20 protein-coding genes are annotated in these 23,253 nt (G+C 70.6%); 9 read left to right on the top strand and 11 right to left on the bottom strand.

What is annotated here, in order from left to right:
* Positions 1–41: 41 nt before the first annotated feature.
* Positions 42–413, top strand: coding sequence for a MerR family transcriptional regulator (locus EIZ44_RS19755; protein ID WP_134665847.1), 372 nt, complete (start codon positions 42–44; stop codon positions 411–413).
* Here the strand turns inward: EIZ44_RS19755 and EIZ44_RS19750 are convergent.
* A complete protein-coding gene (locus EIZ44_RS19750; RefSeq protein WP_134730334.1) occupies positions 410–1,297 on the bottom strand; it encodes an NADP-dependent oxidoreductase in 888 nt (295 codons plus the stop codon). The genes EIZ44_RS19755 and EIZ44_RS19750 overlap by 4 nt on opposite strands.
* Positions 1,298–1,430: 133 nt before the next feature.
* Here EIZ44_RS19750 and EIZ44_RS19745 point away from each other — a divergent pair, with 133 nt between their 5' ends.
* Both EIZ44_RS19745 and EIZ44_RS19740 read left to right on the top strand, forming a co-directional pair.
* A complete protein-coding gene (locus EIZ44_RS19745; protein WP_134730332.1) occupies positions 1,431–4,601 on the top strand; it encodes an ATP-binding protein in 3,171 nt (1,056 codons plus the stop codon).
* Positions 4,602–4,653: 52 nt separating this feature from the next.
* The gene (locus EIZ44_RS19740; RefSeq protein WP_037809686.1) at positions 4,654–6,045 is read left to right on the top strand and encodes a class II 3-deoxy-7-phosphoheptulonate synthase; all 1,392 of its coding nucleotides are present in this window, start codon (positions 4,654–4,656) and stop codon (positions 6,043–6,045) included.
* A 45-nt stretch (positions 6,046–6,090) separates the two neighbouring features.
* Here the strand turns inward: EIZ44_RS19740 and EIZ44_RS19735 are convergent, their stop codons facing one another.
* The 5 genes from EIZ44_RS19735 to pknB form a co-directional block, all read right to left on the bottom strand.
* Entirely contained in the window at positions 6,091–7,362 is a 1,272-nt protein-coding gene (locus EIZ44_RS19735; protein WP_134730330.1) for a wax ester/triacylglycerol synthase domain-containing protein, read from the bottom strand.
* Positions 7,363–7,466: 104 nt separating this feature from the next.
* Positions 7,467–8,162 carry a hypothetical protein gene (locus EIZ44_RS19730; RefSeq protein ID WP_134730328.1) on the bottom strand — a complete coding sequence of 232 codons (696 nt, stop codon included), beginning with the start codon at positions 8,160–8,162 and terminating at the stop codon, positions 7,467–7,469.
* Complete coding sequence (locus tag EIZ44_RS19725) at positions 8,162–9,637, bottom strand: SPFH domain-containing protein (protein ID WP_037809691.1); 1,476 nt, start codon at positions 9,635–9,637, stop codon at positions 8,162–8,164. The genes EIZ44_RS19730 and EIZ44_RS19725 overlap by 1 nt, the downstream gene beginning before the upstream one ends.
* Before the next feature lie 66 nt (positions 9,638–9,703).
* Complete coding sequence (locus tag EIZ44_RS19720; protein ID WP_037809693.1) at positions 9,704–9,913, bottom strand: NfeD C-terminal domain-containing protein; 210 nt, start codon at positions 9,911–9,913, stop codon at positions 9,704–9,706.
* Positions 9,910–11,928 carry a Stk1 family PASTA domain-containing Ser/Thr kinase gene (gene pknB, locus EIZ44_RS19715; RefSeq protein WP_134730326.1) on the bottom strand — a complete coding sequence of 673 codons (2,019 nt, stop codon included), beginning with the start codon at positions 11,926–11,928 and terminating at the stop codon, positions 9,910–9,912. The genes EIZ44_RS19720 and pknB overlap by 4 nt, the downstream gene beginning before the upstream one ends.
* A 92-nt stretch (positions 11,929–12,020) precedes the next feature.
* Here pknB and EIZ44_RS19710 point away from each other — a divergent pair, with 92 nt between their 5' ends.
* The 3 genes from EIZ44_RS19710 to EIZ44_RS19700 all read left to right on the top strand — a co-directional run bounded on the left by EIZ44_RS19710 (position 12,021) and on the right by EIZ44_RS19700 (position 15,821).
* Positions 12,021–12,389: an Rv2175c family DNA-binding protein gene (locus EIZ44_RS19710; RefSeq protein WP_037809697.1), complete on the top strand. Its 369-nt coding sequence runs from the start codon at positions 12,021–12,023 to the stop codon at positions 12,387–12,389.
* A 151-nt stretch (positions 12,390–12,540) separates the two neighbouring features.
* Positions 12,541–14,709, top strand: coding sequence for a hypothetical protein (locus EIZ44_RS19705; protein WP_134730324.1), 2,169 nt, complete (start codon positions 12,541–12,543; stop codon positions 14,707–14,709).
* Positions 14,706–15,821 carry a S53 family peptidase gene (locus tag EIZ44_RS19700; RefSeq protein WP_134730322.1) on the top strand — a complete coding sequence of 372 codons (1,116 nt, stop codon included), beginning with the start codon at positions 14,706–14,708 and terminating at the stop codon, positions 15,819–15,821. Before EIZ44_RS19705 ends, EIZ44_RS19700 begins: the two co-directional genes overlap by 4 nt.
* Here the strand turns inward: EIZ44_RS19700 and EIZ44_RS19695 are convergent.
* Positions 15,799–16,953, bottom strand: coding sequence for an MFS transporter (locus tag EIZ44_RS19695; protein ID WP_134730320.1), 1,155 nt, complete (start codon positions 16,951–16,953; stop codon positions 15,799–15,801). The genes EIZ44_RS19700 and EIZ44_RS19695 overlap by 23 nt on opposite strands.
* A 19-nt stretch (positions 16,954–16,972) precedes the next feature.
* On the opposite strand from EIZ44_RS19695, the gene EIZ44_RS19690 reads away from it, so the two are divergent.
* Entirely contained in the window at positions 16,973–17,521 is a 549-nt protein-coding gene (locus EIZ44_RS19690; RefSeq protein WP_134730318.1) for a CGNR zinc finger domain-containing protein, read from the top strand.
* Positions 17,522–17,526: 5 nt separating this feature from the next.
* Positions 17,527–17,955, top strand: coding sequence for a pyridoxamine 5'-phosphate oxidase family protein (locus tag EIZ44_RS19685; RefSeq protein ID WP_134730316.1), 429 nt, complete (start codon positions 17,527–17,529; stop codon positions 17,953–17,955).
* On the opposite strand, the gene EIZ44_RS19680 is transcribed toward EIZ44_RS19685, so the two are convergent.
* From EIZ44_RS19680 to merB, 4 genes are all read right to left on the bottom strand, one after another.
* Positions 17,927–18,853 carry a phytoene/squalene synthase family protein gene (locus EIZ44_RS19680; protein ID WP_134730314.1) on the bottom strand — a complete coding sequence of 309 codons (927 nt, stop codon included), beginning with the start codon at positions 18,851–18,853 and terminating at the stop codon, positions 17,927–17,929. The genes EIZ44_RS19685 and EIZ44_RS19680 overlap by 29 nt on opposite strands.
* A complete protein-coding gene (crtI, locus tag EIZ44_RS19675; protein ID WP_134730312.1) occupies positions 18,850–20,325 on the bottom strand; it encodes a phytoene desaturase family protein in 1,476 nt (491 codons plus the stop codon). Before crtI ends, EIZ44_RS19680 begins: the two co-directional genes overlap by 4 nt.
* Entirely contained in the window at positions 20,325–21,416 is a 1,092-nt protein-coding gene (locus tag EIZ44_RS19670) for a polyprenyl synthetase family protein (protein WP_043828988.1), read from the bottom strand. Before EIZ44_RS19670 ends, crtI begins: the two co-directional genes overlap by 1 nt.
* A 71-nt stretch (positions 21,417–21,487) precedes the next feature.
* Positions 21,488–22,132, bottom strand: a complete 645-nt coding sequence (gene merB, locus EIZ44_RS19665) for an organomercurial lyase (RefSeq protein ID WP_037809711.1) — start codon at positions 22,130–22,132, stop codon at positions 21,488–21,490.
* Positions 22,133–22,336: 204 nt separating this feature from the next.
* On the opposite strand from merB, the gene EIZ44_RS19660 reads away from it, so the two are divergent.
* Complete coding sequence (locus EIZ44_RS19660) at positions 22,337–23,221, top strand: methylenetetrahydrofolate reductase (RefSeq protein WP_037809712.1); 885 nt, start codon at positions 22,337–22,339, stop codon at positions 23,219–23,221.
* Positions 23,222–23,253: the final 32 nt, after the last annotated feature.

Below are 23,253 nucleotides of genomic sequence, written 5' to 3'. Positions count from 1 at the left end.
CGCAACGGCGCGCCGGGGCCCGTTTCTTTACGCTGGAGAGCGTGCGAATCGGTGAATTAGCCCGGAAGACCGGGGTCAGCGCCCGCTCGCTGCGGTACTACGAGCAGCAGGGCCTGGTGCACAGCACCCGGTCCGCGGGCGGGCAGCGGCATTACCTGGCGACCGAGGTCGAACGGGTCGAACTGATCCGCCGGTTGTTCGCCGCGGGCTTGCACAGCAAGGTGATCGCCCGGCTGCTGCCCTGCGTGCACAGCGACGACGCGGCCGTCATCGAAGACGCTTTCACCACCATGGTGTCCGAACGCGACCGGCTGACCGCCGACATCGCCCGCCTCGCCGACGCCCGCGCCGCGCTGGACGTGCTGATCGAGGCGAACACTCGGTACCGGCAAGGCGAGTCCGTCTCGTGCTAGATGCTGATGACTAGCTTGTCCGCGGCATGCCGGGACTCGACCAGCGCCAACGCTTCATGAGCCCGTGCGAGCGGATAGGTCCCGGTGATGTTCGGATCGAGCCGTCCTTCGGCCATCAGCTCAGCGACGCGTTCCAGACTCGCCCGATCGAGCCGACGACGAACGAATTCGCCGCCGAGTTCGGTCACCGACGCATCCCCGACCGCGACGAGCTTCTTCCCTAACGGCGCGACGTCGCGAAGGGACTGGCCGCCAACTGTGTCGACCACGGCGTCGAAACTGCCCTCGACGCTTTCCGTCGTGTAGTCGATGAACGCAGCGCCGTACTTCGCCGCGAGGGGCCGCTTGGCCGTGCTGCCCGTGCCTGTAACGACGAGCCCCCGGTCCCGCGCCAGCTGCGCCAACGCGATGCCGACGCCCCCGCCGATCCCGTTCACCAGCAGCGACGCGCCCTTCGGCAGATCGAGCTGGTCGAGCACGTCCAGCGTCGTGGTGCCCGCGACGGGAATGGTCGCCGCCCAGGTCCACGGGAGAGCGTCGGGAATGCGAGCGGTGGACTCGCCGAGCAGCAGCGTCGTTTCCGCGTACGTCCCCGCGCCGGTCAGCGCGAACCCGGTGACCCGGTCGCCGACGTCGAGGCCGGTCACGTCTTCTCCCGCGGCGAGCACCGTTCCCGCCGCTTCCATCCCGATGACCTGAGGGAACGGCAGGCGCCCGTTCAGGTCGGGGACGTGCCCGGACCGCAGCAGATGATCGAGCGGATTCACCCCCGCGGCCGCGACCCGGACCAGCACCTCGGCGGGGCCGGGCACCGGGTCAGGCCGGTCGAAGAACTCCTGGACGTCGGCAGCGCCGAATGCCCGGTATCCCAAGGCAGTGCTCATTCGCTTGTCCCTTCCGCGGCAGGCTCGGTTCGGGAACGACGCTATTTCTTGACACCAGTGTCACCTTCCAGCCAATGTGACCCGGCCGACACGGTTCGTGCGAAGCTGAACCGCGTCGGAGGGGGACGCCCAGGTGGACGAACGGATCACGAACCAGGTCTTGGGCCCGGTCACGGGCAAGGTCGTGCAGGTGGGTCACGCCGACTCGGTCGTCGTCCACGCGGCTCCGCCCGCCCGGTCCCGCTACCGGCAATGGGTGCGCCAGGTAGCCCCGGACCAGCTCGTCGGCCGCGAAACGGAACTGGCTGAACTCGCCCGCTTCTGCACCGCCCCGGACGACGCTCCCGCGTACGTGTGGTGGCGCGCGGCTCCCTGGACCGGCAAGTCGGCTCTGATGGCCTCGTTCGTCCTCTCGCCGCCCGAGGGAGTGCGGGTGGTGTCCTTCTTCGTCACGGCGCGTTCGCTCGGCGACGACACGCGTGAGGCGTTCGTAGACGTCGTCCAGGAGCAACTGGCCGAAGTCCTGGGCGCGGCGAAGGACCCCGAGGCGCGAAACCTCAACGCGGTCTTCGCCGAAGCCGCCGCATACTGCCGAAACCGCGGCGAGCGCTTGGTGCTGGTCGTCGACGGACTGGACGAGGATCGCGGCGCCAGCTCCGGCGGCCACAGCATCGCCGCGCTGCTGCCGTTCCCCGAAAACGGTCTCCGCGTGATCGTCGCGAGCCGCCTCAACCCCGGAGTCCCGCCCGACGTCCGCGGCGATCATCCGTTGCGGGCTCCCGGAATCGAGCGTTCCCTGGCGCCTTCGCCCGCAGCCGTCGCGGCGAAGGCCGATATGGAGCACGAGCTAGACGCACTGCTCCGCGACCAAGAGGACCTGCTGGGTTTCCTCGTCGCGGCTCGCGGCGGCCTCAGCAGCGACGACCTGGCGCAGCTGACCCAGCGGCGCCCACGCGACGTCGAACGAGTGCTGAACAGTGTGGCGAGTCGTTCGTTCACCCGGCGCCCAGCGCATTGGCGACCCCGCGAGGCCCCGGCGGTTTTCCTGCTGGGCCACGAGAATCTGCAACGCGAGGCCGTCGAAGCCCTCGGCGGCGAACTGTCCCGGTACCGCGCGGCGATCGACGAATGGGCCGCCGGATACCGGTCGGCGGGCTGGCCGCCGGACACGCCCCAATTCCTGCTGCGCGGCTACTTCCGGCTGGTCCAGGAAAGCGGCGACGTGACCGCTCTCGTCGACCTGGCCGGAGACCCGGCGAGGCACGAACGCCTGCTGGACGTATCCGGCGGCGACCTGGCCGCGATGGGGGAGCTGGACGCCGCCCGCGCCGCTCTGCTCGCGTCCGACGATCCCGACCTCGTCCGGCTCGTCACGCTCGACACGTACCGGGACAATTTCCGCGACCGCAACAAGATCACGCCGGTGCGCTTGCCCGCGGTGTGGGCCGCGCTGGGGCAGTTCGACCACGCCGTGGCGCTCGCGCAGTCCATGACCGATCCCGTTTCGCGCAGGCGGGCACTGCTCGAGCTGTCCGGTGAGCTGGTCCGCGCCGGACAGCCGGAGCGAGCCGAGCAGCTGGCCGACGACGAGCACGATCCGGAGCTGCGCGACTCCCTGCTCGCGGAAACCGCGGTCGCGTTGGGGTACGGCGGGAAGCCTGACGCGGCCGTGCGGATCGCCGTGCGGGTCAGCGCGGATCAACGCCGGCGGATCGCCGCCGTCGCCGAACCGGACCTCTCCCGGGCCGGGCAGCTGGCCAGGGAGATTTCCCGCGAAGACCTTAGGGACCGGACACTGAGCGAACTGGCGGTGCAGGCTGTCGACGACGTGGCCGTGGCCGCGGAACTGGCCGGTGCGATGACTCGCGATATGAGCCGGGACAAGGCGTTCGCGGAGATCGCACAGCGGCTCGTCCAGCGGGGCGAAGTCGAGCGGGCACGCGCCTTCGCACAGGAGCACGGCGCGTCCGGAGTGCTGTTCCGCCTCGACGTCACCGCTGAACTGGCCGCGGCGGACGACCCGGTCGCAGCTGTCGACGCGAGATCCGCCGAGGCGCACCGCGAGCACACGTTGGTGCCTGTCCTGATCGATTTCCTGGCCGATGCGGGCAGGCTGGCGGACATTCCCCCAATGCTCGATGCGATGACCGACCCCTTCGCCCGGCGCGACGCGGTGAACCGGTTCGTCCAGGCACTCGTGGCCGCGGGCCAGCCCGACCAGGCCTTCCAGTGGGCTGCCCGCCACCTCTCCACCCGCCGGTCGGCCCGCGAACTGCAAAGCGACGCGGACCGGTTCGTGTCCCTGGCGGATGCGCTGCTGGCGACCCTGGACCGCGCCCGCGCGCACGAGGCGGCGGAGCGGGCCGAATCGATGACCCGCCGTGCGGCGGACGATCCGCGGGCGGCAGCGGCGATCGGTGCGCTGAGCACAACCGTCGTCGCGGCAGGCGACGTCCGCCGGGCCGAGCTGCTCGCTCCGCTGGTGCGCTCGGAATGGCAGGGGCTGAGGGAAATCAAGTCGCTGGCGTGCCTTCTCGCGGAAAAGGGAGATCCGCTGATCGCCGAGAAGCTGATCCGCGGCGTCGGATTCTGGTCGGCGATGCGGGAACCCGTGGTCCTGCTCGCCCGCAGGCTCCGGGCCGACGGCGACCGGGCCGCGCTGTCCCGGGTCGCGGAGTACGTGCGGAGCGGGATGGCGGAGAAGTCCCCGGACCGGGAGTTCGTGCGGCTCGACCGGCGTGCGGCCATCGTGATGCTGGCCGCGGTGGGCGAACCCGCCGAGGTCGTCGAACTGGTGGCCGCCGGTCGCGAGGAGGACAACTCCGAGCTGGCGATCGAGGACGCGATCGAGGACCTGGCAGCGCGCGGTGAGGTCGCGGCGGCCCTCGAGCTGTGCGGATACCTGAACGAGGCGTTCCGGGTGTCTGCCCGGCGGCTCCTGGTCCGCGGCCTGGCCGCGGCCGGGCACCTGGACCAGGCCGAGACTGTCTTCGAGAGCGTCGAAAGCGATCAGGAACGGGACCGGCTCACCCTGGCGTTCCTGCCGGAACTGGCCAAGCACGACCTGCCCCGCGCACTCGCCCGGACCCGTCTCGTCGAATCCGCGGACGACCGCGCCCGTCTGCTGGTCGAGATCTCCGCCGCCGCCCCGCCGGACGAGCGCCGCCGGATCCTCGCCGAAGCGGTCAGCCTCGACCACTGGTCGGTCATCGTCCCAGCCCTTGAAACAGCCGAACTCGCAGGTCTGCTGGACGTGGCCGACCGATTCGGCGCCCTGTACCGCCAAGACGCCCCGGACGCGTGACCCTCGCCGCCCACCGGCCCGGGCGAAGGCGGCAGACCCTATCCTGAGACGCGTGAACTGGACAGTCGACGTTCCCGTAGACACTCTCCCCGAGCTGCCGCCGTTGCCTCCTGAGCTGCGGGACCGCCTCGACACCGCCTTGTCGCTGCCCGCCGCGCAGCAGCCGGAGTGGCCGGACGCCGCGCTGGCCAAGCGGGTGCGCGGCGTGCTGGAGAGCGTGCCGCCGATCACCGTGCCCGCCGAGATCGACCGGTTGAAGAGCCGGCTCGCCATGGTGGCCCGCGGGGAGGCGTTCCTGCTGCAGGGCGGGGACTGCGCGGAGACGTTCGAGTCCAACACCGAACCGCACATCCGGGCGAACCTGCGCACGCTGCTGCAGATGGCCGTCGTGCTCACCTACGGGGCCAGCCTGCCGGTGGTGAAGGTCGGCCGGATCGCGGGCCAGTACGCGAAGCCGCGCTCGTCCGGCACCGACGCGCTCGGGCTGCCGGTCTACCGCGGCGACATCATCAACTCGCTCGTCGCCAAGCCGGAGCTGCGGGTGCCGGACCCGGGCCGGATGATCCGCGCCTACGCGAACGCGGGCGCGGCGATGAACCTGGTCCGCGCGCTCACCGGGGCCGGCATGGCCGACCTGCACCAGGTGCACGACTGGAACAAGGACTTCGTGTCCTCGTCGCCGGCGGGGGAGCGCTACGAGGCGCTCGCCGCCGAGATCGACCGCGGCCTGCGGTTCATGAACGCCTGCGGCGTCACCGACACGTCGCTGCAGTACACCGAGATCTTCGCCAGCCACGAGGCGCTGCTGCTCGACTACGAGCGCGCGATGCTGCGCCTGGACCAGGCCGACGCGGCGAACCCGAAGCTGTACAACCTGTCCTCGCACTTCCTGTGGATCGGCGAGCGCACCCGCCAGCTCGACGGCGCGCACATCGCGTTCGCCGAACTGCTGTCGAACCCGATCGGGCTCAAGATCGGCCCGACGACCACGCCGGAACAGGCCCTGGAGTACGTCGAGCGCCTCGACCCGCGCAACGAACCGGGGCGGCTCACGCTGATCTCCCGGATGGGCAACGGCAAGGTCCGCGAGGTGCTGCCCGCCATCGTGGAGAAGGTCGAATCGTCCGGGCACAAGGTCATCTGGCAGTGCGACCCGATGCACGGCAACACGCACGAATCGTCCACCGGCTACAAGACCCGGCACTTCGACCGCATCGTCGACGAGGTCCAGGGCTTCTTCGAGGTGCACCACAAGCTCGGCACCTACCCCGGCGGCATCCACGTCGAGCTGACCGGCGAAGACGTCACCGAATGCCTCGGCGGCGCACAGGAAATCTCCGACGTCGACCTCTCCGGCCGCTACGAGACCGCCTGCGACCCGCGGCTCAACACCCAGCAGTCGCTGGAACTGGCCTTCCTAGTGGCGGAGATGCTGCGCGGCTGAGCACAGCTGGTGAGTGGCTAGGCCGGTGAGAACCGGCCTAGCCACTCACGAAACGTCCAGCAGTTCCGCCGCCGACTTGGCCACCGCGTCGCGCAGCGAGCCGAGGTCCGCCACCGCGTCCGCGTTCGCCTGCAGTCCGATGTGGACACTGTCGCGATAAGGCGCGACCGCGATACCCACAGCCTGGCGCGGAGCCAACGGCACGAACGGATACACCTCCGCCAACGGCGCACCATCGAGCGCGTGCCGCGCGCGCGGCACCGGAACAGTCGTCACCACCAGGTCGAACAGCAACGGCGCGGCCAACCCCGCAGTCCGCGTCCCGAGCCGGTGCAGCGCCGCGGGCATCCGGTCAGCCAGCAGCGGAAACGCCCCAGCTCCGCGAGCAGGGCCAGCGGCTTTGTTGCGTGCCATCGAGGCGCGCACTTCGGCCAGCCGCCGCACCGGATCGTCCAATCCGATCGGCAGATCGCACAAATAGCCGGAAAGCTTGTTCCCGCCCCGTTGCTCAGCCGCCCTCCCGCGCACGCTCACGGGAATCAGCGCGCGCACCGACCGTCCCGTCGCGCGAATGCCGCGGTTGACGAACCATTCGCGCAACGCGCCGGAAAGCACCGCGAGCACCACGTCGTTGGTGGTGCCGCCGTGCGTTCGCCGGATCCGGCGAAGATCGGCCGACGCCAACCGGGTGAAACCGAGGCGTCGTTCGGCGGTGGCGGGTGCGGCCAGCGGCAGGCACGGCGGACGCGCCGCCCGGACCACCGACGACGCGATTCCCGCTGTCTCCCACGCCGCGCTGAGCGGCGAACGCGGCTGCGGAATCACCGGTGCGCGCTCCGGGATCGGCAATCCGTCCAGAAGCCCCGCCGCGACGGCGTACGCGCCCGCCCCGTCGGTCAACGCGTGGTGCAGTTTGAGCAGCACCGCGAAGCTCCCGTCCGGAAAGCCGGTCACCACAGCGAGTTCCCACAACGGACGATGCGGGTCGAGCGGTTCGGCGATCCACCTCGCCGCGAATTCCGGCAGCGGGTCCGGGTCGTACAGCGTCGTGAGCCGGTGGTGCCGGATGTGGTGCACTGCCCGGAAATCCGGGTCGTCCACCCACGTCGCGGAGCCGGGCGGGAACAGTCCGGCGCGGATTTTCCGGCGCAGCGGCGGAATATCCGCCGCTCGGCGCGCGAGCAGCGCGGTCAGCCGGTCCGGATCGATCGCCTCCTCCGGCGCGAAAACCAGCGCCGCGCCCATCTGCATCGGCGCGGTTTCCTTGGAGAGGCAAAGAAAAGCGACATCGAGCGAGCTGAGCGGGGCAGGCGCCATGGTCCACCTTCCAACGTCGGACGTCGAGGGCGAATGCAACGACACTATCCGGGTGTGACCGGCGCACGGCCGTGATGTTGCGAGGACGCTAATTCCGCGAAATTTCACTCGCCAGTGGAGCGCCGCCGCTGCGGCAGACCGGGCCCGGCGGTCGGCCCGGGGCCGCCCGCCTCGGTGACCTCGGCGGCGATCTGGCGCATCGCGACACCGTTGCCCGGCCGCTTCGGCAACCCGGGCCACAGTTCGCTGGCTTCGAGCGCGGCGGCACGCAGCCGTCCGCCGTCGAGTTTGGTGTGCGTTTCGGCGATCTCGCGGTCGAGCCACTGCACGATCACCTTCAGCGGGCCGGCGCTGGGCAGCGGCCACACGAACACCGGATGCTCGTAGCGGAACTCCGAGCCGCTGCCTTCCTCGACGCGCAGCACCGGCTCGTGCGGTTCGCCCGCGCTCGGCACCGAAACCGTTTCGGAACTGGCCCGTCCGCCGTCCGGGAACAGCACGCCGACCAGCAGCGAGTTGTAGTCCGGGACGCGCCGGTGGCCGATCAGCGGCGCGCCGTCCATGCGGTCGCGCGAATACACCGCGATCCGCAGCGTCATCGCCTCCGGCCACACCTCGACCGCGCGCAGCGCCACGATGGTGCGCTCGGACCGGCCCAGCGGCGTCGCCCACGGCACCAGCGCGGGCACGATGTGGTCGGCCGGCGGGCCCGTCCACGGACGGCCCTCGTAGCCGAACAGCTCCCGTTCCCGCACCGGGAACAGGGGGCGCTCGCGAGGACCGTCCGTGAAGAAGCTCATCAGTCCTCGCGAGGGGCGACGCTGCCGTCGGAACCGGACTGCTTGGGGCCCATGGCGTCCATCAGCTGGCGGGCGAGGCCGAGGCCCGTGCCGCCGAGGGAGAGCGCCTTGGTGAACATGTCCGACATCCCGTCCGCGCCGTTCAGGACCACCATGTGGTCGACATTGCCGAAGGCCTGCGCGCCCGCTTCGACGATCTCCGGCCAGCGCTCGGCCAGCTGTTGTGCTACCACAGCCTCCTGGTTCTCCGCCAGTGCGGCCGCGCGCGCCTTGATCGACTCGGCCTCGGCGAGCCCCTTCGCTTTCGCCGCTTCGGCTTCGGCCAGACCCTTGGCTTTCGCCGCTTCGGCGTCCGCGAGACCCTTCGCCTTGGCGGCCGCCGCTTCCGCCTCGCCAGTGGCCTTCGTCGCACTCGCGCTGGCTTCCGCCCGTGCCTTCGTGGCCTGCGCTTCGGCGTCCGCCGCGGTCTTGACCCGGGTCGCGTCCGCACCGGCCCGCAGCTCGGTTTCCTTCGCCTGTGCCTGCGCACGGGCGATTTGCGCGTCGCGTTCCGCGTCCGCCGTGGTGCGCGTTTCGTACGCCTTCGCGTCGGCCGGCTTGCGGACCTGCGACTGCAGCCGCTGCTCGGACAGCGCCGCCTCGAGTTCGGCGGCCCTGGTCTCCTGGACCACGACCTCCTGGCGCGCGGTCGCCTCGGCCAGCGGACCGGACTGGCTCGCCTTCGCCTTGGCCTGGTCCACCTCGGCCTGGTACCCGGCCTGCTGGATCTGGCTTTCCCGGATCGCGCCCGCCTTGCGCGCGGCGGCGATCTGCTCGGCCTCGGTGGCCTCCTGGTCGCGCTGCGCCTCGGCGATCCGCGCGGAGGCGGCGATCGCGGCCGCGTGCGGCTTGCCGAGGTTGACGATGTAGCCGGACTCGTCGTCGATCTCCTGGATCTGCAGCGAGTCCACGATCAGCCCGAGCTTGATCATCTCGGTGGCCGACGACTGGCGGACCTCGCCGGTCAGCGCGTCGCGGTTGTGGATCATCTCCTCGATGGTCAGCCCGCCCACGATCGACCGCAGGTGGCCGGAGAACAGCTCGTGGATGGTGTCGTTCATGCCCTTCTGCTGGTCGAGGAACCGGCGGGCGGCGTTCGCGATCGACGCGAAATCGTCGCCGACCTTGTAGATCACGACCGCGCGCACGGTGACCGGCAGACCCTGTTTCGTCACGCACGAGACCTGCAGGTTCACCCCTCGGGTGTCCAGCGACAGCCTGCGCGCGGTCTGGAAGCCCGGCAGCACGTTCACGCCGCGGCCGGTGACGATCTTGAACCCGAGGCTGTCGGCGGTCTCGGTGCGCTCGACCCGGACGCCCCAGCCGGAGATGATGAGCGCCTCGTTCGGCTCCGCGACCTTGTACAGGATCCGCAGGAGCCCGAACAGCAGGATCACGGCCACGACCGCGATCACCACGATGACCCAGATTTCCATAGCCCTCGCCGCACTTTCCGTATTCAGCTGGCACGGCGCTCAGACGCCGTCAGCACTGCGACGCGGTCAAGCGCGCAACGGTTGCCACCTTTCCACGTAGACCGTGCGCGGGGGCTCGAAATCGACCACCAGAACGGGTGTTCCCACGGCGAACGTGGTGTCCGGCTCGGCCGGATAGGCGTAGAAGGCCTCGGTGCCGCCGCGGACGCTGAGCAGCACCTCGCCGATCAGCCCCGGGCCGACGGTGCCGGTCACCCGGCCGCGGCTGCCGATCATCCGCCGAACCCCCGGATCTTGACCTTGGTGCCCTTCGGCACGAACGTGCCCGGGGCCGGGTCCTGCTGCAGGACGAAGTCGAAGCCGCCGTGCCCGTGGCCGTTGCCGTCGCCGCCCTTGCGGTCGACCTCGAGCCCGGCCGCCTCGAGCGCGTCCGCGGCCTGGTCGAACGGGCGGTACCGGACGTCCGGGACCTGCACCGCGTTCGAGACGTAGACCTTGACCTTCTTCGTCCCCGGCGAGCCCGCGCCCGGGTCGGTGCGGGTGACCGCCCCGGCGGGCACGGTCTGCGAGAACTCCTCGCCGCCGTCCTGCGGCTGGAATCCGGCCTGCTTGAGGATCTGGAACGCCTCGTCCTTGGACCGCCCGGTCACGTCCGGGACCGGCGGAAGCGGCTCCGGGCCCTTGGACAGGACCAGCGTGACCTGGCCGCCGACGTCCACCGGGGTGCCCGCCGCCGGGCTCACGCTCACGACGGTGCCCTGCGGCGCGGTGTCGCTGTACTCCGGCGTGCCCTGGACGACGGTGAGCTTCTGCTCCTGGATCGCCTTCGTCGCCGTGTCGAGCGCGGTGCCGACCTGGATGTTCGGCACCTTCGGCTTGCCCTTGGACACCACCACGGACACGGTGGCGTCCTGGTCGAGCGTGGTGCCCGGGGCCGGATCCACCTTGATGACCTTGTAGGCCTCGACCGTGTTGTCGAACTCCTGGCTGTAGCGCGGGTTCAGCTTCGCCGCGCGCAGCTGGTCGCCCGCCTCGGCCTGGGTCAGCCCGGCGAGCTTCGGCACGGTCGTGGTCGTGACCTTGGAATCGCTGAGGATGAACGCGAACGCGCCGATCAGCCCGCCGAGCACGAGCACCCCGGCGATCGCCAGCGCGATCAGCTTGCGTTTGTCCCGCGGCTTCCGCGGCTCGTCCGGCGCGGCGGAGGGGCCGGCGCGCGGCGGTACCGGAGGCGGCGGCGCGGCGGGCACGGCGCGGGTCAGGGCGCGCGTGCCGCGGGGTCCGGAGACCGGCATGGTCTGCTGGTCAACCGGCACGTTCTGCTGGACGGCCGGAATGTTCGGGAGGGTGCGTTCGACGTCTGACACGCGGTCGCCGTCCGGCGGCGGGGGCACCGGCACCGCGACCGGCTGCAGCCCCAGTTCGGCGCGCGCGGCCTGCAACTGCGCGAGGAACTCGTTCGCGTCGGCTGGGCGCTGCTCCGGGTCGCGGCGGGTGGCGCGCAGGACCAGGTCGTCGAGCGCCGGCGGCAGGTCCGGCCGGAGCTCGCTCGGGCGCGGGACGTCGTCGTTCACGTGCCGGTAGGCGACCGAGATCGCGGTGTCGCCGGTGTAGGGCAGGCGGCCGGTGAGCATCTCGTACAGCAGGATGCCCGCCGAGTAGACGTCGCTGCGGGCCGTGGTGTCGCCGGTGGCGACCTGTTCGGGGGCCAGGTAGCCGACGGTGCCCAGGATGACGCTCGAGCTCGTGGTGCCCGCGCTGGCGACCGCGCGGACCAGGCCGAAGTCGCCGACCTTGACCACGCCGCCCGCCAGCTGCCCGCTGCGGCCGATGAGCACGTTCTCGGGCTTGACGTCGCGGTGCACCAGCCCGGCGGCGTGCGCGGCGGCCAGCGCGGCCAGCACCGGCTCCGCGACGCTCAGCGCGAGCGAGACGTCCAGCTGGCCCTGTTCGTCCAGCAGGTCGCGCAGCGTGCCGCCGTTGACCAGCTCCATCACCAGGAAGGCGAGACCGGCGTCCTGGCCGGCCGGGGTGTCGAAGCCCTGGTCGTGCACGGCGACCACGTTCGGGTGATGCAGCTGGGCGGCCGAACGCGCTTCGCGCACGAACCGGTCGACGAACGACCGGTCGTCGGCGAACCGCGGATCCATGATCTTGATCGCCACCGCCCGGTCCAGGCGGGTGTCGAGGCCCCGGTAGACGGCCGACATCCCGCCCCTGGCCAGCAGCTGGTCAACGCGGTACCGGCGTTCGAGCAGGGTGCCGACGAGGCTGGGCTGGGTGCGCGTCACGGTGGGCAATCGTACGGAAGGCCGCGCGTGCCGGGGCGGGTCACCCGTGCGTAGCAGTGGTCCGGACGGGGGAATGTGGCACAGTGTCACGTGTGAGTGGGATTCCTGTCGCCGACGACATCCTCGACGCCGCAGTCGCGGTCAAGCCGTTGCCGGAGGTGGCGGCCGCATTGGGCGTGTCGGCCAACAAGGTGCGCCAGATGCTGCGGGACGGCGAACTGATCGCTGTCCGGCGCAAAGGCGAACTCTGCGTGCCCGGCGACTTCTTCGTGAAGGACGGCATCGTCAAGGGGCTGGGCGGCACGATCACCGTGCTCGCCGACTCCGGGTTCAGCCGCACCGAGATGCTGCGCTGGCTCTTCACCGCCGACGACACGCTCCCGGGCAGCACGCCGATCAACGCGCTGCGCACCAGCCACGGCACCGAGGTGAAGCGGCGCGCGCAGGCGATGGCGTTCTAGCCCCGTCCCGCATTGCTCCGGTCGGGCTGACAACAATTGCCCTTCCGGACAGAACCCGCGTTTTTCGTTGACGCGGTCAATTGGTCTGGTCCATCGTCGGAAACCGTCCTGAAAATCCTGCTCGGCCGCATGCTGGAGAGGAGCATCGGGCATGGGAGGACGGGTTTCCGGAAGACGCTGCGCGCTCGCGTCGGCAGTGCTGGTGCTGGGCGGTTCCGCTTTGCTGGCACCGCCTGCGGCCGCTGAGACCGCGCCCTTCGCGGCGGCACCGCAAGCGCGGGAAGTGACGCTGGTGACGGGGGACCGGGTCACGGTTTTCCCGGGACCGAACGGCGGTACGAATTACGCCCTTTCGTCGCCGCCGCGCACCACTTTTCAGTCCTATCAAGCCGATGGTGGCGACCGTTACGTCATTCCGAGCGACGCCGTTCCGTTTCTCGGAAAGCTGGACAAATCGCTGTTCGACGTCACCGCGCTCGCGCGGATGCAGTCCGGGAACGCCCCGCTGGAGATCACTTTCCCGGCGGGTGCGGCCCCGGCGGCGCTGCCCGGCATCACGCTCGCCTCGTCCGCGGGGAACACGGCGACCGGCACCCTCGTTTCCGCCGCCGAATTCACCGCTGACCTGCACCGACGCCTCGCCGAAGACGCGTCCGCCGGCCGTCCGGCAGGCAGCAGCGTGCTGCCCGCGACGATCCGGCTGGCCGGTGCGCCTCGCGAACAGCAGCCGCGCTACCCGATGAAGATCCTCGAACTCCGCCTCGCCGATCTGCAGGGCCGCTCGGTCAACGGAATGGTGTCGCTGATCAACACCGATTCCTCGGCCAAGCTGCTGCGGCACGTCGACGTCGACGGCGTCACCCGGATCGCGGTTCCCGAGGGCCATTACGCCGCGTCCGCGACCTTCTCCGACTTCGACAGCGGCGGCAGCGTGACTGCGACGCGGACCTCGTGGGTCGAGGGCTTCGTCGTCGGCGACTCGCCGGACGTGCAGGTCCTGACCGTCGAGGAGAAGTACGCGACCGCCGAGGTCAAGGTGGCCGCGCCGAAGTCGGCCACGCAGGACCTGCTCACCACCAACTTCTTCCGCGAGGACCCGACCGGCCGCGGATTCGCCGTCGGCATCGCGGGCGGCAAGACCAAGCAGTACGTGCGGCCGGTGCCGAAGCCGGATCAGGGCTTGCTGCACTACGTCGTGCAATGGGGCGGCAAAGCACCCAAGCCCGAAGACCGGTACCGCGTGGATCTTTCCTTCGCCACCGAGGGCATCTCCGAGAACCAGTCGTTCTCCACAAAGGACAGTGAACTCGCGACGGTCCGCGACCGGATGTACGCCGATCCCGCGGACAAGATGCCGGTCGCGATCGACAGCGGTCCGGTCGACCCGGTGATCCGGCGGCACGGCCTCGGCGCGAGCGGCTTCTTCATCCCCGCTCCCGGGGTGCTGACCGACTACCTCGGCACCACGCACACGAGGGAATGGGTGCAGTACGAGCAAAAAGGCTCGTCGTACCAGCTGATGACCGCCGATCCGCACCCCTATCGGCCGGGCAGCACCACGACCGTCGACTGGTCCCGCGGTCCGCTCTCCGCCGGTCTCGGCCAGTGGCAGCGAGACCGGCTCTGCGAGGCCTGCTACTCCGGCGGCACCGTTTCGGTCGCGATTCCGGCATTGCGCGACAGCGTGCCGGACCACACCGCACTTCCGTTGTTCTACGCTCCGCGGCTGCATTTCTCCCTGTACCGCGACGATCAGCAGGTCTTCGACCAGGACGGCACCTACGGTGTGTCGGTCGACGTGCCGAAGACGCCCGCGACCTTCCGCGGCGTACTGGACGTCGACCGGACCGCTATTCCGGGCGTCAGCCAAGCCGGAAAGCTGCGCACCGAACTGACCCTGCGATACGACCCGGCAGCGGGCACCGCGCTGCCGTCCCCGCATCGCTGCCGGGCCAGCGACCCGACGCAGCCGTGCCGGATCCTAGGTGCGCTGACCGTCGACTACCGGTTGGATTCCGATCTCTCCACGACGTCGTCCTCGCCGGTGCAGATGCTGGAACTGCACGTCGGCCACGCGGCGTACAGCGGTGCCGGTTCGCATTCGCCGATCACCTCGGCGACGGTTTCGGTGTCCGTCGACAACGGAGCCACCTGGCAGCCCGCGCAGGTCTTCGGACTGTTCGGCGAATACGTGGCGGTCTGGCGGAATCCACCGGCCGGGACTTCGCCCTCGTTGAAGGTGACCGCGCAGGACCTGGCGGGCAACGCGATCACCCAAACGATCAGCAACGCCTACACCGTCGGGAAGGCCCAGCGATGAAACGCATCCTGGCTGTGCTGATTCTCCTCGGCGCGTTCATCCCGTCCGTCGCGTCCGCTGCTCCACGAGACATCTGCGGTCCCGCCGCGCCAGGATTCGCCCGCTGTTACGCCAAAGTGGACAGTCGGACTGCCTTGCGCGCCACCGGCTACAGCCCCGCTGACCTGCGTTCCGCATACCGCCTGCCCGACACTGGCGGCGCTGCCGAAACGATCGCCATCGTCGACGCTGGCGACGCCCCGACCGCCGAAGCAGACCTGGCGGTATATCGACAAACCTACGGCCTCCCGCCCTGTACCACGGCGAACGGCTGCTTCCGCAAAGTCAACCAGCACGGCGATGCCACGCCCCTCCCGCCGCAGCAAGGCGACTGGCCGGTGGAGACCGCGCTGGACCTGGACATGGCTTCCGCCGCCTGCGCCCAGTGCAAAATCCTGCTGGTAGAAGGAGACGACGCGTCCTTCGACGCACTCGGCACCTCCGTGGACACCGCCGTGAAACTCGGCGCGACGATCGTGTCGAACAGCTACGGCGCGCCCGAAAGCCACTGGTCCGGCGATTTCGCCGCGCATTATCAGCATCCCGGCGTCGCGATCGTCGCGTCGAGCGGTGACGGCGGATTCGCCGCACCCAACGCGCCCGCGGTGTACTCGAGTGTCGTCGCGGTCGGCGGCACGTCACTGTCCAAAGCGGACAACGCGCGCGGCTGGACCGAATCGGTGTGGATCGGTGCGTCGAGCGGATGTTCGGCTTGGGTGGCGAAACCGTCGTGGCAGAAGGATCCGAACTGTCCCGGCCGGACCGTCGCCGACGTCGCCGCGGTAGCCGATCCCGCCACCGGACCCGCCGTTTACGAGACCACAGTCCTGTCCGGCTGGAGTGTGGTCGGCGGGACCAGCGCGTCGGCGCCGTTCATCGCCGGAGTCATCGCGCTGGCCGGGCACCACGACCAGTATCCGGATGCTTCGCGGCTGTATTCGGGGAAGCTCAACGATGTCGTCAGCGGAAACAACGTCGGCTTCGAGGAATGCGGTGACTACCTGTGCACTGGCGTCCCGGGATACGACGGACCGACCGGCAACGGAACCCCTAACGGACTAGCTGCTTTCTGACCGTCCACAACGGATGCGCGACCGCCGCGACCACCTGCATCCCCGCCGCCGCGGCCAATCCAGCGGCGGGGGAGCAGGCAGCCAACGGCCCGGCCACCGCGTTCCCCAGCGCAATTCCGGCGATCTTGATGCTCGCCGCGGTGGTGAACACCTGCGCCCGCATTTCCGGCGGCGCTTCCCGATGCCGCACCGCGAACAACGACGCCAACTGCGGTCCTTCGCCAACCCCGGTGAGCGCCACCGCAACCACCAGCAGCACTGCGTTCGGCGCCACCGCCGCCCCCGCGAGCCCGATTCCGATTGCGATGGTGCTTAACTGCACCGCACGGTCCGGCGAATACGACCGTCGCGAAAGGACGGCGTTCGCCAGCAACGACGCGACTGACAATCCGACGAGTAGCAACGTCCCGTATCCCGCGCTGCCGAGCCGCTGCGCGCCGACCAGCGGATAGCAGACGAACGCCATCCCGATCCCGACGCACGACAACGTCGAGGTCGCGGTCGACTGCCGCAACGCGGGATTGCGCACGAGAACCGTGGCCGCGGCAAAGAATCGCGACGGCTGTTTCTCGGTACTCCCGGGCAGTCGCCACGCGAACGGCGTCGCAACCAGCATCAACCCGCCCGCGAAGACCACTGCGACCGGAGCCCCCGCGGTCGCGGCGAGCACGCCGGCCAGCCCTGGCCCCACGAGCGCTGCCGCGGTGAACGTCATCGCGTCAAGCGTGCTCGCCTTGCCGAGCTTCTCCGTCGGTACGAGCGCGGGCACCTGCGCGGTCCACCCGCCGCCGATCGCCGGCGCCAGCAACCCGGTCACCACCGCAATCGTCACCACCAGCACAAACGGCACCTGCCCGAAAAGCGCCGTGATCGCCGTCAGCCCCACCGCATACCCGACCAACCCGACCGCCAGGATCCGTCCTGGCGTACGCGACCGGTCCAGAACCGCACCCAGCAACGGCCCGCCCACCGCCGCCGCGATCGTCAGCCCGGCCAGCAACGTCGACCCCGCGACGGCCCCCGAAGCACCCACGCCCAGCAGCAACACCGCCGGGCCGGACAGCTCGTCCCCAGTGCGCGCGGCAGTGGCCCCGGTGAGATACGCCGCGAATCTGTAACGGCTTGTCACCATCAAGATGTTACAGTGAGGCATGCCTGGAACGCAGCCGGATTTCGCGGGCCGCTCCGCCCGGGACGCGGTCCGCCGTGCCGTAGCGCTGCTCGATGTGCTGCTGACGGAGGACCCTGCACCGGAATCGGTAGGCGCAGTGTTGGTCGAGCACGGAGAACCGCAACTCCAACTTTCCGCACGCGAAGTGGTCGAGCTACGCGCCGCCGCGCTGGAACTGCGGGAGGTCTTCGCCGCACCAGACGCCGCTTCGGCCGCCGAGGTGTTGAACGCGCTGTTCACCGCCTACGCCGGACCTCCGCGCCTGACCGCACACGACGACAACTTCGGCTGGCACCTCCACGTCGACGCATCCGACGACGGCCCGTGGGGCACCTGGCTGATCACGTCCTCCGCGCTGGCCTTGGCCACCTTGCTAGCCGACCGCCAAAGCGCCCCCGGCGGCCTGTGCGCGTCGCCGTCGTGCGGAAAGCCCTTCGCCCACCTAGGCGGCGGCAGCCCGCGCCGGTACTGCTCTTCCCGTTGCGCCACAAGGGAACGCGTCGCTGCCCACCGGGCCCGGCTAACCTGACGTTCATGGAGATCCTGTCCCTGGCGGACTTCACGAGCTTCGTCCGAGCCAACCCGCTAGGCGTCGTCGCGACCACCGCCGCGAACGGCCACCCCGAAGCGGCCCTGGTCAGCTTCGCCGTCACCCCGGACGGCTCGCTGCTGTTCAACACCCACCGCACCGCCCGAAAAGTGGCCAACCTCCGCGCCAACCCGCGCACCGCCGCGGTCATCGGCTGCACGGACACGGTCTCTGTCCAGGTCGAAGGCGAGGCGGTTATCGAATCCGGCGCTTCCCGTCGCGACGCCGGCGAGATGTACCTGGAACAGTTCCCTGGCTCCCGCGCCCTCGACGATTCATTCGCCCTCATCCGCCTGACCCCGGATTGGCTGCGCTCCTACGACGCCAGCACCGAACCGGCCCAAGTCAGCGAAGGCGCCCCGGCCTGGCACTGAGCGCACGCTGCACCAGCGCAGGCACCGCGACCGCGACCCGTCGCCCCTTGCCCACCACCGCGCGTCGGTTCAGCACGGCGTAGTCCATGGCTTCGATCTCGTCCAGAATGCCTTCGTACAAGGTGATCGACGTCCGCACGCACGGCCGAGACTCCGGCCGCAGCAACGAAATCCCTGCCTCCGCCCGCCGATAAACCGCCCGCGTCCGGGAAACCGCCACCGCGAGCGCGGCCCGCACCCGTGGATCGGCACGGCCCTGGCGACGCGCGTCGACCAGCCTCTCCCGGTCCACCCCGAACGCCGCCAATTCCTCGGCAGGCAGATACAACCGCCCGCGATCGAGGTCCTCGCCGACATCCCGCAGGAAATTGGTCAGCTGAAACGCTTCTCCCAACGCCGCCGCACTCGGAGCGGCTTCCTCCAGCGGCGCGACAGTCCCGAACACCGGCAGCATCTGCAGCCCGATCACGCAAGCCGAACCGTAGATGTACTCCCCGAGATCGGCGTAAGTCGCGTATTCCGCGACCGTCAGGTCCATCCGCATGGAATGCAGGAACGCATCGATGAGCGGACGACCGATGTCGTACCGGCGCACCGTATCGGCAAGGGCGGCCAGCACCGGATCGGCCGGCGCCCGCCCGTCGTAAACCTCGTCCACCAGCCCGGCGACCTTGTCCAGCGCGACCGCCGGATCGGTGCCGGGCTCGGGGTTGTCGACCAGTTCGTCGGCCATCCGCGCGAAGCCGTACAGCGCGTGCGCGGCTGGCCGGGCCCGCGCCGGAAGCAGCCGGGTGGCAAGGAAAAACGTGCGGCCGTGGTGGGCGTTGATGCGCCGGCACGTCGTGTAGGCAGCACGCAGCGCGGGCTCGGCGATACCGGCCGCGTCGAGCTCGCTCACCGGCCGGCGATCCTTTGCGCGGCGAGCCGTCCGGAGATCAGCACCGGCGGAATGCCGACCCCCGGCGTCGTCCCGCACCCGGCGAGCACCACGTTTTCCGCCGCCCGCACCAGGTTCGCGGGCCGGAACGGGCCGGTCTGGCGGAAGGTGTGCGCGAGCGAGAACGGCGTCCCGGCGGCCAACCCGCGCGCCGCCCAGTCCGCCGGAGTCAGCTGTTCGTCCACAATGTACTCGTTACGGAACCCGGTGAGCCCGCGCGCTTCCAGCGTACGCAGCAGTTCTTCGCGATAAGCCGGGCCGACGCGCGCCCAGTCGATCGGGCCGGTGTTGAGGTTCGGGGTCGGAGCGAGCACGGAGACGATTTCGCCGCCATCGCCGGCGAGCGTCGGCTCCGTCGCGGTCGGACGCGTGACCAGCAGCGACGGATCGCTCATCAGCTTGCCCTCGCGGACGATCTCGGCAAAGGTCCGTTCCCACGCCTGGCCGAAGAAGATCGTGTGGTGGTCGAGTTCCGGCCACGAACGGTCCGCGTGCCCGTGCAGCACGAACGCGGACGGCGAGTACGTCAACGGCAGCACCCGCCGCGGACGCGCGCCAATCAGCCGGTACGCCGCCGAAAGCTCTGTCGCGAGCACCACGGCGTCACACTCAATACGCTCGCCCGAGCGCGTGCGTACAGCGCGTACGCGGGACGACACTCGCTCAAGCCACGCAGCTTCCGTACCGAAGCGCAGTTCGGCACCGGCGCGCGTCGCAGCGTCAGACATCGCGCGGGCGATCGCGCCCATGCCGCCGCGCGGGTAGTACACGCCGCCGACAGTGTCCATGTACGCGATCACGCCGTACGCGCCGAGCGCACGCGTCGGATCGAGACCTGCGTACAGCGCCTGAAAGGAGAAGAGCCGCCGTACGCGCTCGTCGCGCAAGAAGCTGGAGACGCGCGGTCCTAACCGGCCGAAGCCGCCCAACGCCGCGAGCTTCACGAGTTCCGGCCGGACGAGATCGAGCGGCGAATCGAAGTTCGCGCCGATGAAGTGGTCCTTCTGCGCCGCGTACAGGTCAGTCAGCCACCGGCGCAGCCGCCGGTAACCGTCCGCCTCGGCCGAACCGGCGAACGACCGGATCTCGGCCTCCATCGCGTCGCCGTCGGTGTGCACGGCGAGCGTGCTGCCGTCCGCGAACCGGGCCCGATACGCCGGATCGAGCCTGGTCAGCGGCACCGTGTCGGCCAGCGATTCGCCGACCGCGTGCAATGCTTCGTCCACCAGCTCCGGCATGGTGAGCACGCTGGCCCCGGTGTCGACCGCGTTCGCGCCGAAGTCCTGCTGACCGGCTCGTCCGCCGGGCATCTTCTGCTGCTCCAGCAGCGTCACCCGCCGTCCCGCGCCGAGCAGGTGCAGCGTCGCCGAGAGCCCGGCCAGCCCGGCGCCGACGACCACGACGTGGTCGGCGGGCCCGTTCACCGTGCGCATCAGAACTTCCGCTGGGTAGCCAGCCGGATCAGCTCGGCGAGCGCCGACGGAGCGGGCTCGGCCAGGTGCGCGCGGTCGAGCGCGGCGTTCGCGGACGCGGTCAGCTCGTCGATCTGACGCTCCACCGCGGCGACCGCGCCGACCGAGGTCAGCGCCTCGCGCACCTGGTCCACGGTGCCGCTGGTCAGGTCGGCGGCCCCGATCGCGCCGGCGATCGCCTTGGCGGCGGCGTGGTCGCCCTTCTCCGCGGCGAGCTGCAGGCCGAGCGCCACGAGCAGAGTGCGCTTGCCCTCGCGCAGGTCGTCCCCGGCGGGCTTGCCGGTGACCGACGGGTCGCCGAACACGCCGAGCAGGTCGTCGCGCAGCTGGAATGCCACGCCGACGTCGCCGCCGAACTCCAGGAGCGTGGCAATCAGCCGGTCGTCCGCCCCGGCGAGCGAGGCGCCGAGGTGCAGCGGCCGCTGGACGGTGTACGCGGCGGTCTTGAGCCGGTCGATCCGCAGCGCGGCCTCGGGCGAAGCGTCGCCGACCGCCTGCGTGCGGACGTCGAGGTACTGCCCGGCGAGCACCTCGGTGCGCATCGCGCGCCAGGCCGGGCGGGCCGCCGCGATCGTCTCCGCGGGCAGCGGGGCGTCGGCGAACATGTCGTCGGCCCAGGCCAGCGCCAGGTCTCCCACCAGCACCGCGCTGGCCAGCCCGAAGACCGACGGAGTACCGAGCCAGCCGCGGTCGGCGTGCAGCTTCTCGGCGGCCACGTGCACGGTGGGCTTGCCGCGGCGCGAGTCGGAGGAGTCGATGAGGTCGTCGTGGATCAGCGCGCACGCCTGGATCAGCTCCAGGCTCGCCACCGCCTGCAGCGCGCCCTCGGCGAGCGGACCGGACGCCGCGCCGCCCGCGCCGCGCCAGCCCCACCAGGCGAACGTCGGCCGGATCCGCTTGCCGCCGCCCAGCACGAAACCGGACAGCGCCTCGATCCCGGCCGCGACGCTCGGCTCGGTGCGCAGGATCTCGCTCCCCGCCCGGCCGAGGAAATCGGCCAGCGCACGCTCCACGTGCGCGGGGAGGTCGGCGTCGAATCCGGGCGCGTCCATGCCCTCATCCTCCGGGACGAGGGCGGCCGGGGTCACGCCGGGCGCCCCCGGATGTGGCGCACCAGACGCGGTCAGCCGCTCCGGAACGCGTCAGGACGGCCGCTCGCCGCGAAGTACTCCGCCGCCTCGGCTGGTCCGCGCGGCCGGTAGCCGGGTTCGAGACAGCCCTCGTACCAGTCCTTCGCGAGATGCCACAGCGCGTCGAGCCCGAGCAGCTCGCCCGGACTGTCCACACAGGATTCGGCGCAGTACAGCCGCTGCTTCGCCCGGTCGCCCGCGAGCTGGTCGGGCGGGGCCGGGAAGTACGCGACCTGCGCGCCGCCCGGCGGCCGGTCCCGCCGCACGACCAGCGCGGACGGTTCGCCGCAGCCGGGACAGCGCGTCGCCACCAGCACCTCGGGCTCGCCGGAGACGAGATGCGGGATCGCGAACGAATCCCAGGCGCACCCGCCCCACCACATGGTGTGCTCGCCCATCACCGCGAACCCGAGCGGGACCGCCGCGAACGGCGCGGCCAGCGCCACGTGCTCGCATTCGTCGAGCCACAGCCATCTCGGGTCGGCCATCCGGTGCAGGGCCTGTTTCGCCACCGCGAGCGACCCGTGCGCGGCGTCCGCCAGCTCGGGCGCGGTGGGCGGGCGGCCGCGGGTGGAGAACGCGCGGTAGACCGCCACGCGCACGTCGTCGTCCCAGGCCAGGTCGTCTTCACTGCTCATGGCTCGCCTCCCCGCAGGGTTCGCCCCTGACGGTACGCGCGTCGATGCCCGCCAGAACGGTTTTGCGGTCCGTGAGGGGAACCCTGAGGGAATCAGATTCCCTCAGGGTTCCCCTCACGGACGTCCCTGGCGTGGGCGCGCGCGTGGCCAAGCCCACCCGTCAACTCTGCCGCGGGCCGAAGCGAGCCACTACCATTTCCCTCCATGACGTCGGTGATCGAAAGGCTGCGGGGGGACGGGCCCGCGTTCTCCGTCGAGTTCTTCCCGCCCCGCGACGAGGCCGACGAGGCCGTCCTGTGGAAGGCCATCCGCGAGCTGGAACCGCTGGACCCGGCGTACATGTCGATCACCTACGGCGCGGGTGGTTCGAGCCGCGACGGCACCATCCGCAGCATCGCCCGCGTCGCCACCGAAACCACGCTCTGCCCGATGGCCCACCTCACGGCGGTCGACCATTCGGTGTCCGAACTGCGGAACGTGATCGGCTGGTACGCGGCGGTCGGCGTGCGCAACATCCTCGCGCTGCGCGGCGACCCGCCCGGCGACGTCTACGGCGACTGGGTGCCGCACCCCGAGGGCCTCACCTACGCCGAGGAACTGGTCGAACTGGTCCGCTCGCTCGGCGACTTCTGCGTCGGCGTCTCGGCCTTCCCGTACGGCCACCCGCGTTCGGCGGACCTGGAATCGGACACGAAGCACCTGGTCCGCAAGTTCCGCGCGGGAGCCGATTTCGCGATCGCGCAGCTGTTTTTCGAGGCAGAGGACTTCCTGCGGCTGCGCGACCGGGTCGCCGCCGCGGGCTGCGACGCGCTCGTGCTGCCCGGCATCATGCCGCTGACCACCCTGCGCACGCTGCACACCACGATCAAGCTCTCCGGCGCTCCCGCGTCGCAGCGCCTGCTGGACCGGCTCGAACCGTTCTCCGACGACCCCAAGGCGTTCCGCGCGGCCGGCCTGGACTGGGTCACCGAACTGTGCGAGAAACTGATCGCCGAAGGCGTGCCCGACCTGCACTTCTACACCTTCAACCGGTCCAAGGCGACGCGCGAGGTGGTCACCCGGCTCGGACTGGTGCCCGCCCGCGCGTAACTCCGTGGGCTGGGGGCGCCTCCGGCCGGTAG

It is taken from the genome of Amycolatopsis nivea (genome assembly GCF_004522235.1).
GTDB classification, from domain to species: Bacteria; Actinomycetota; Actinomycetes; order Mycobacteriales; family Pseudonocardiaceae; genus Amycolatopsis; species Amycolatopsis nivea.
This window is presented reverse-complemented; position numbering and strand designations above follow the sequence as displayed.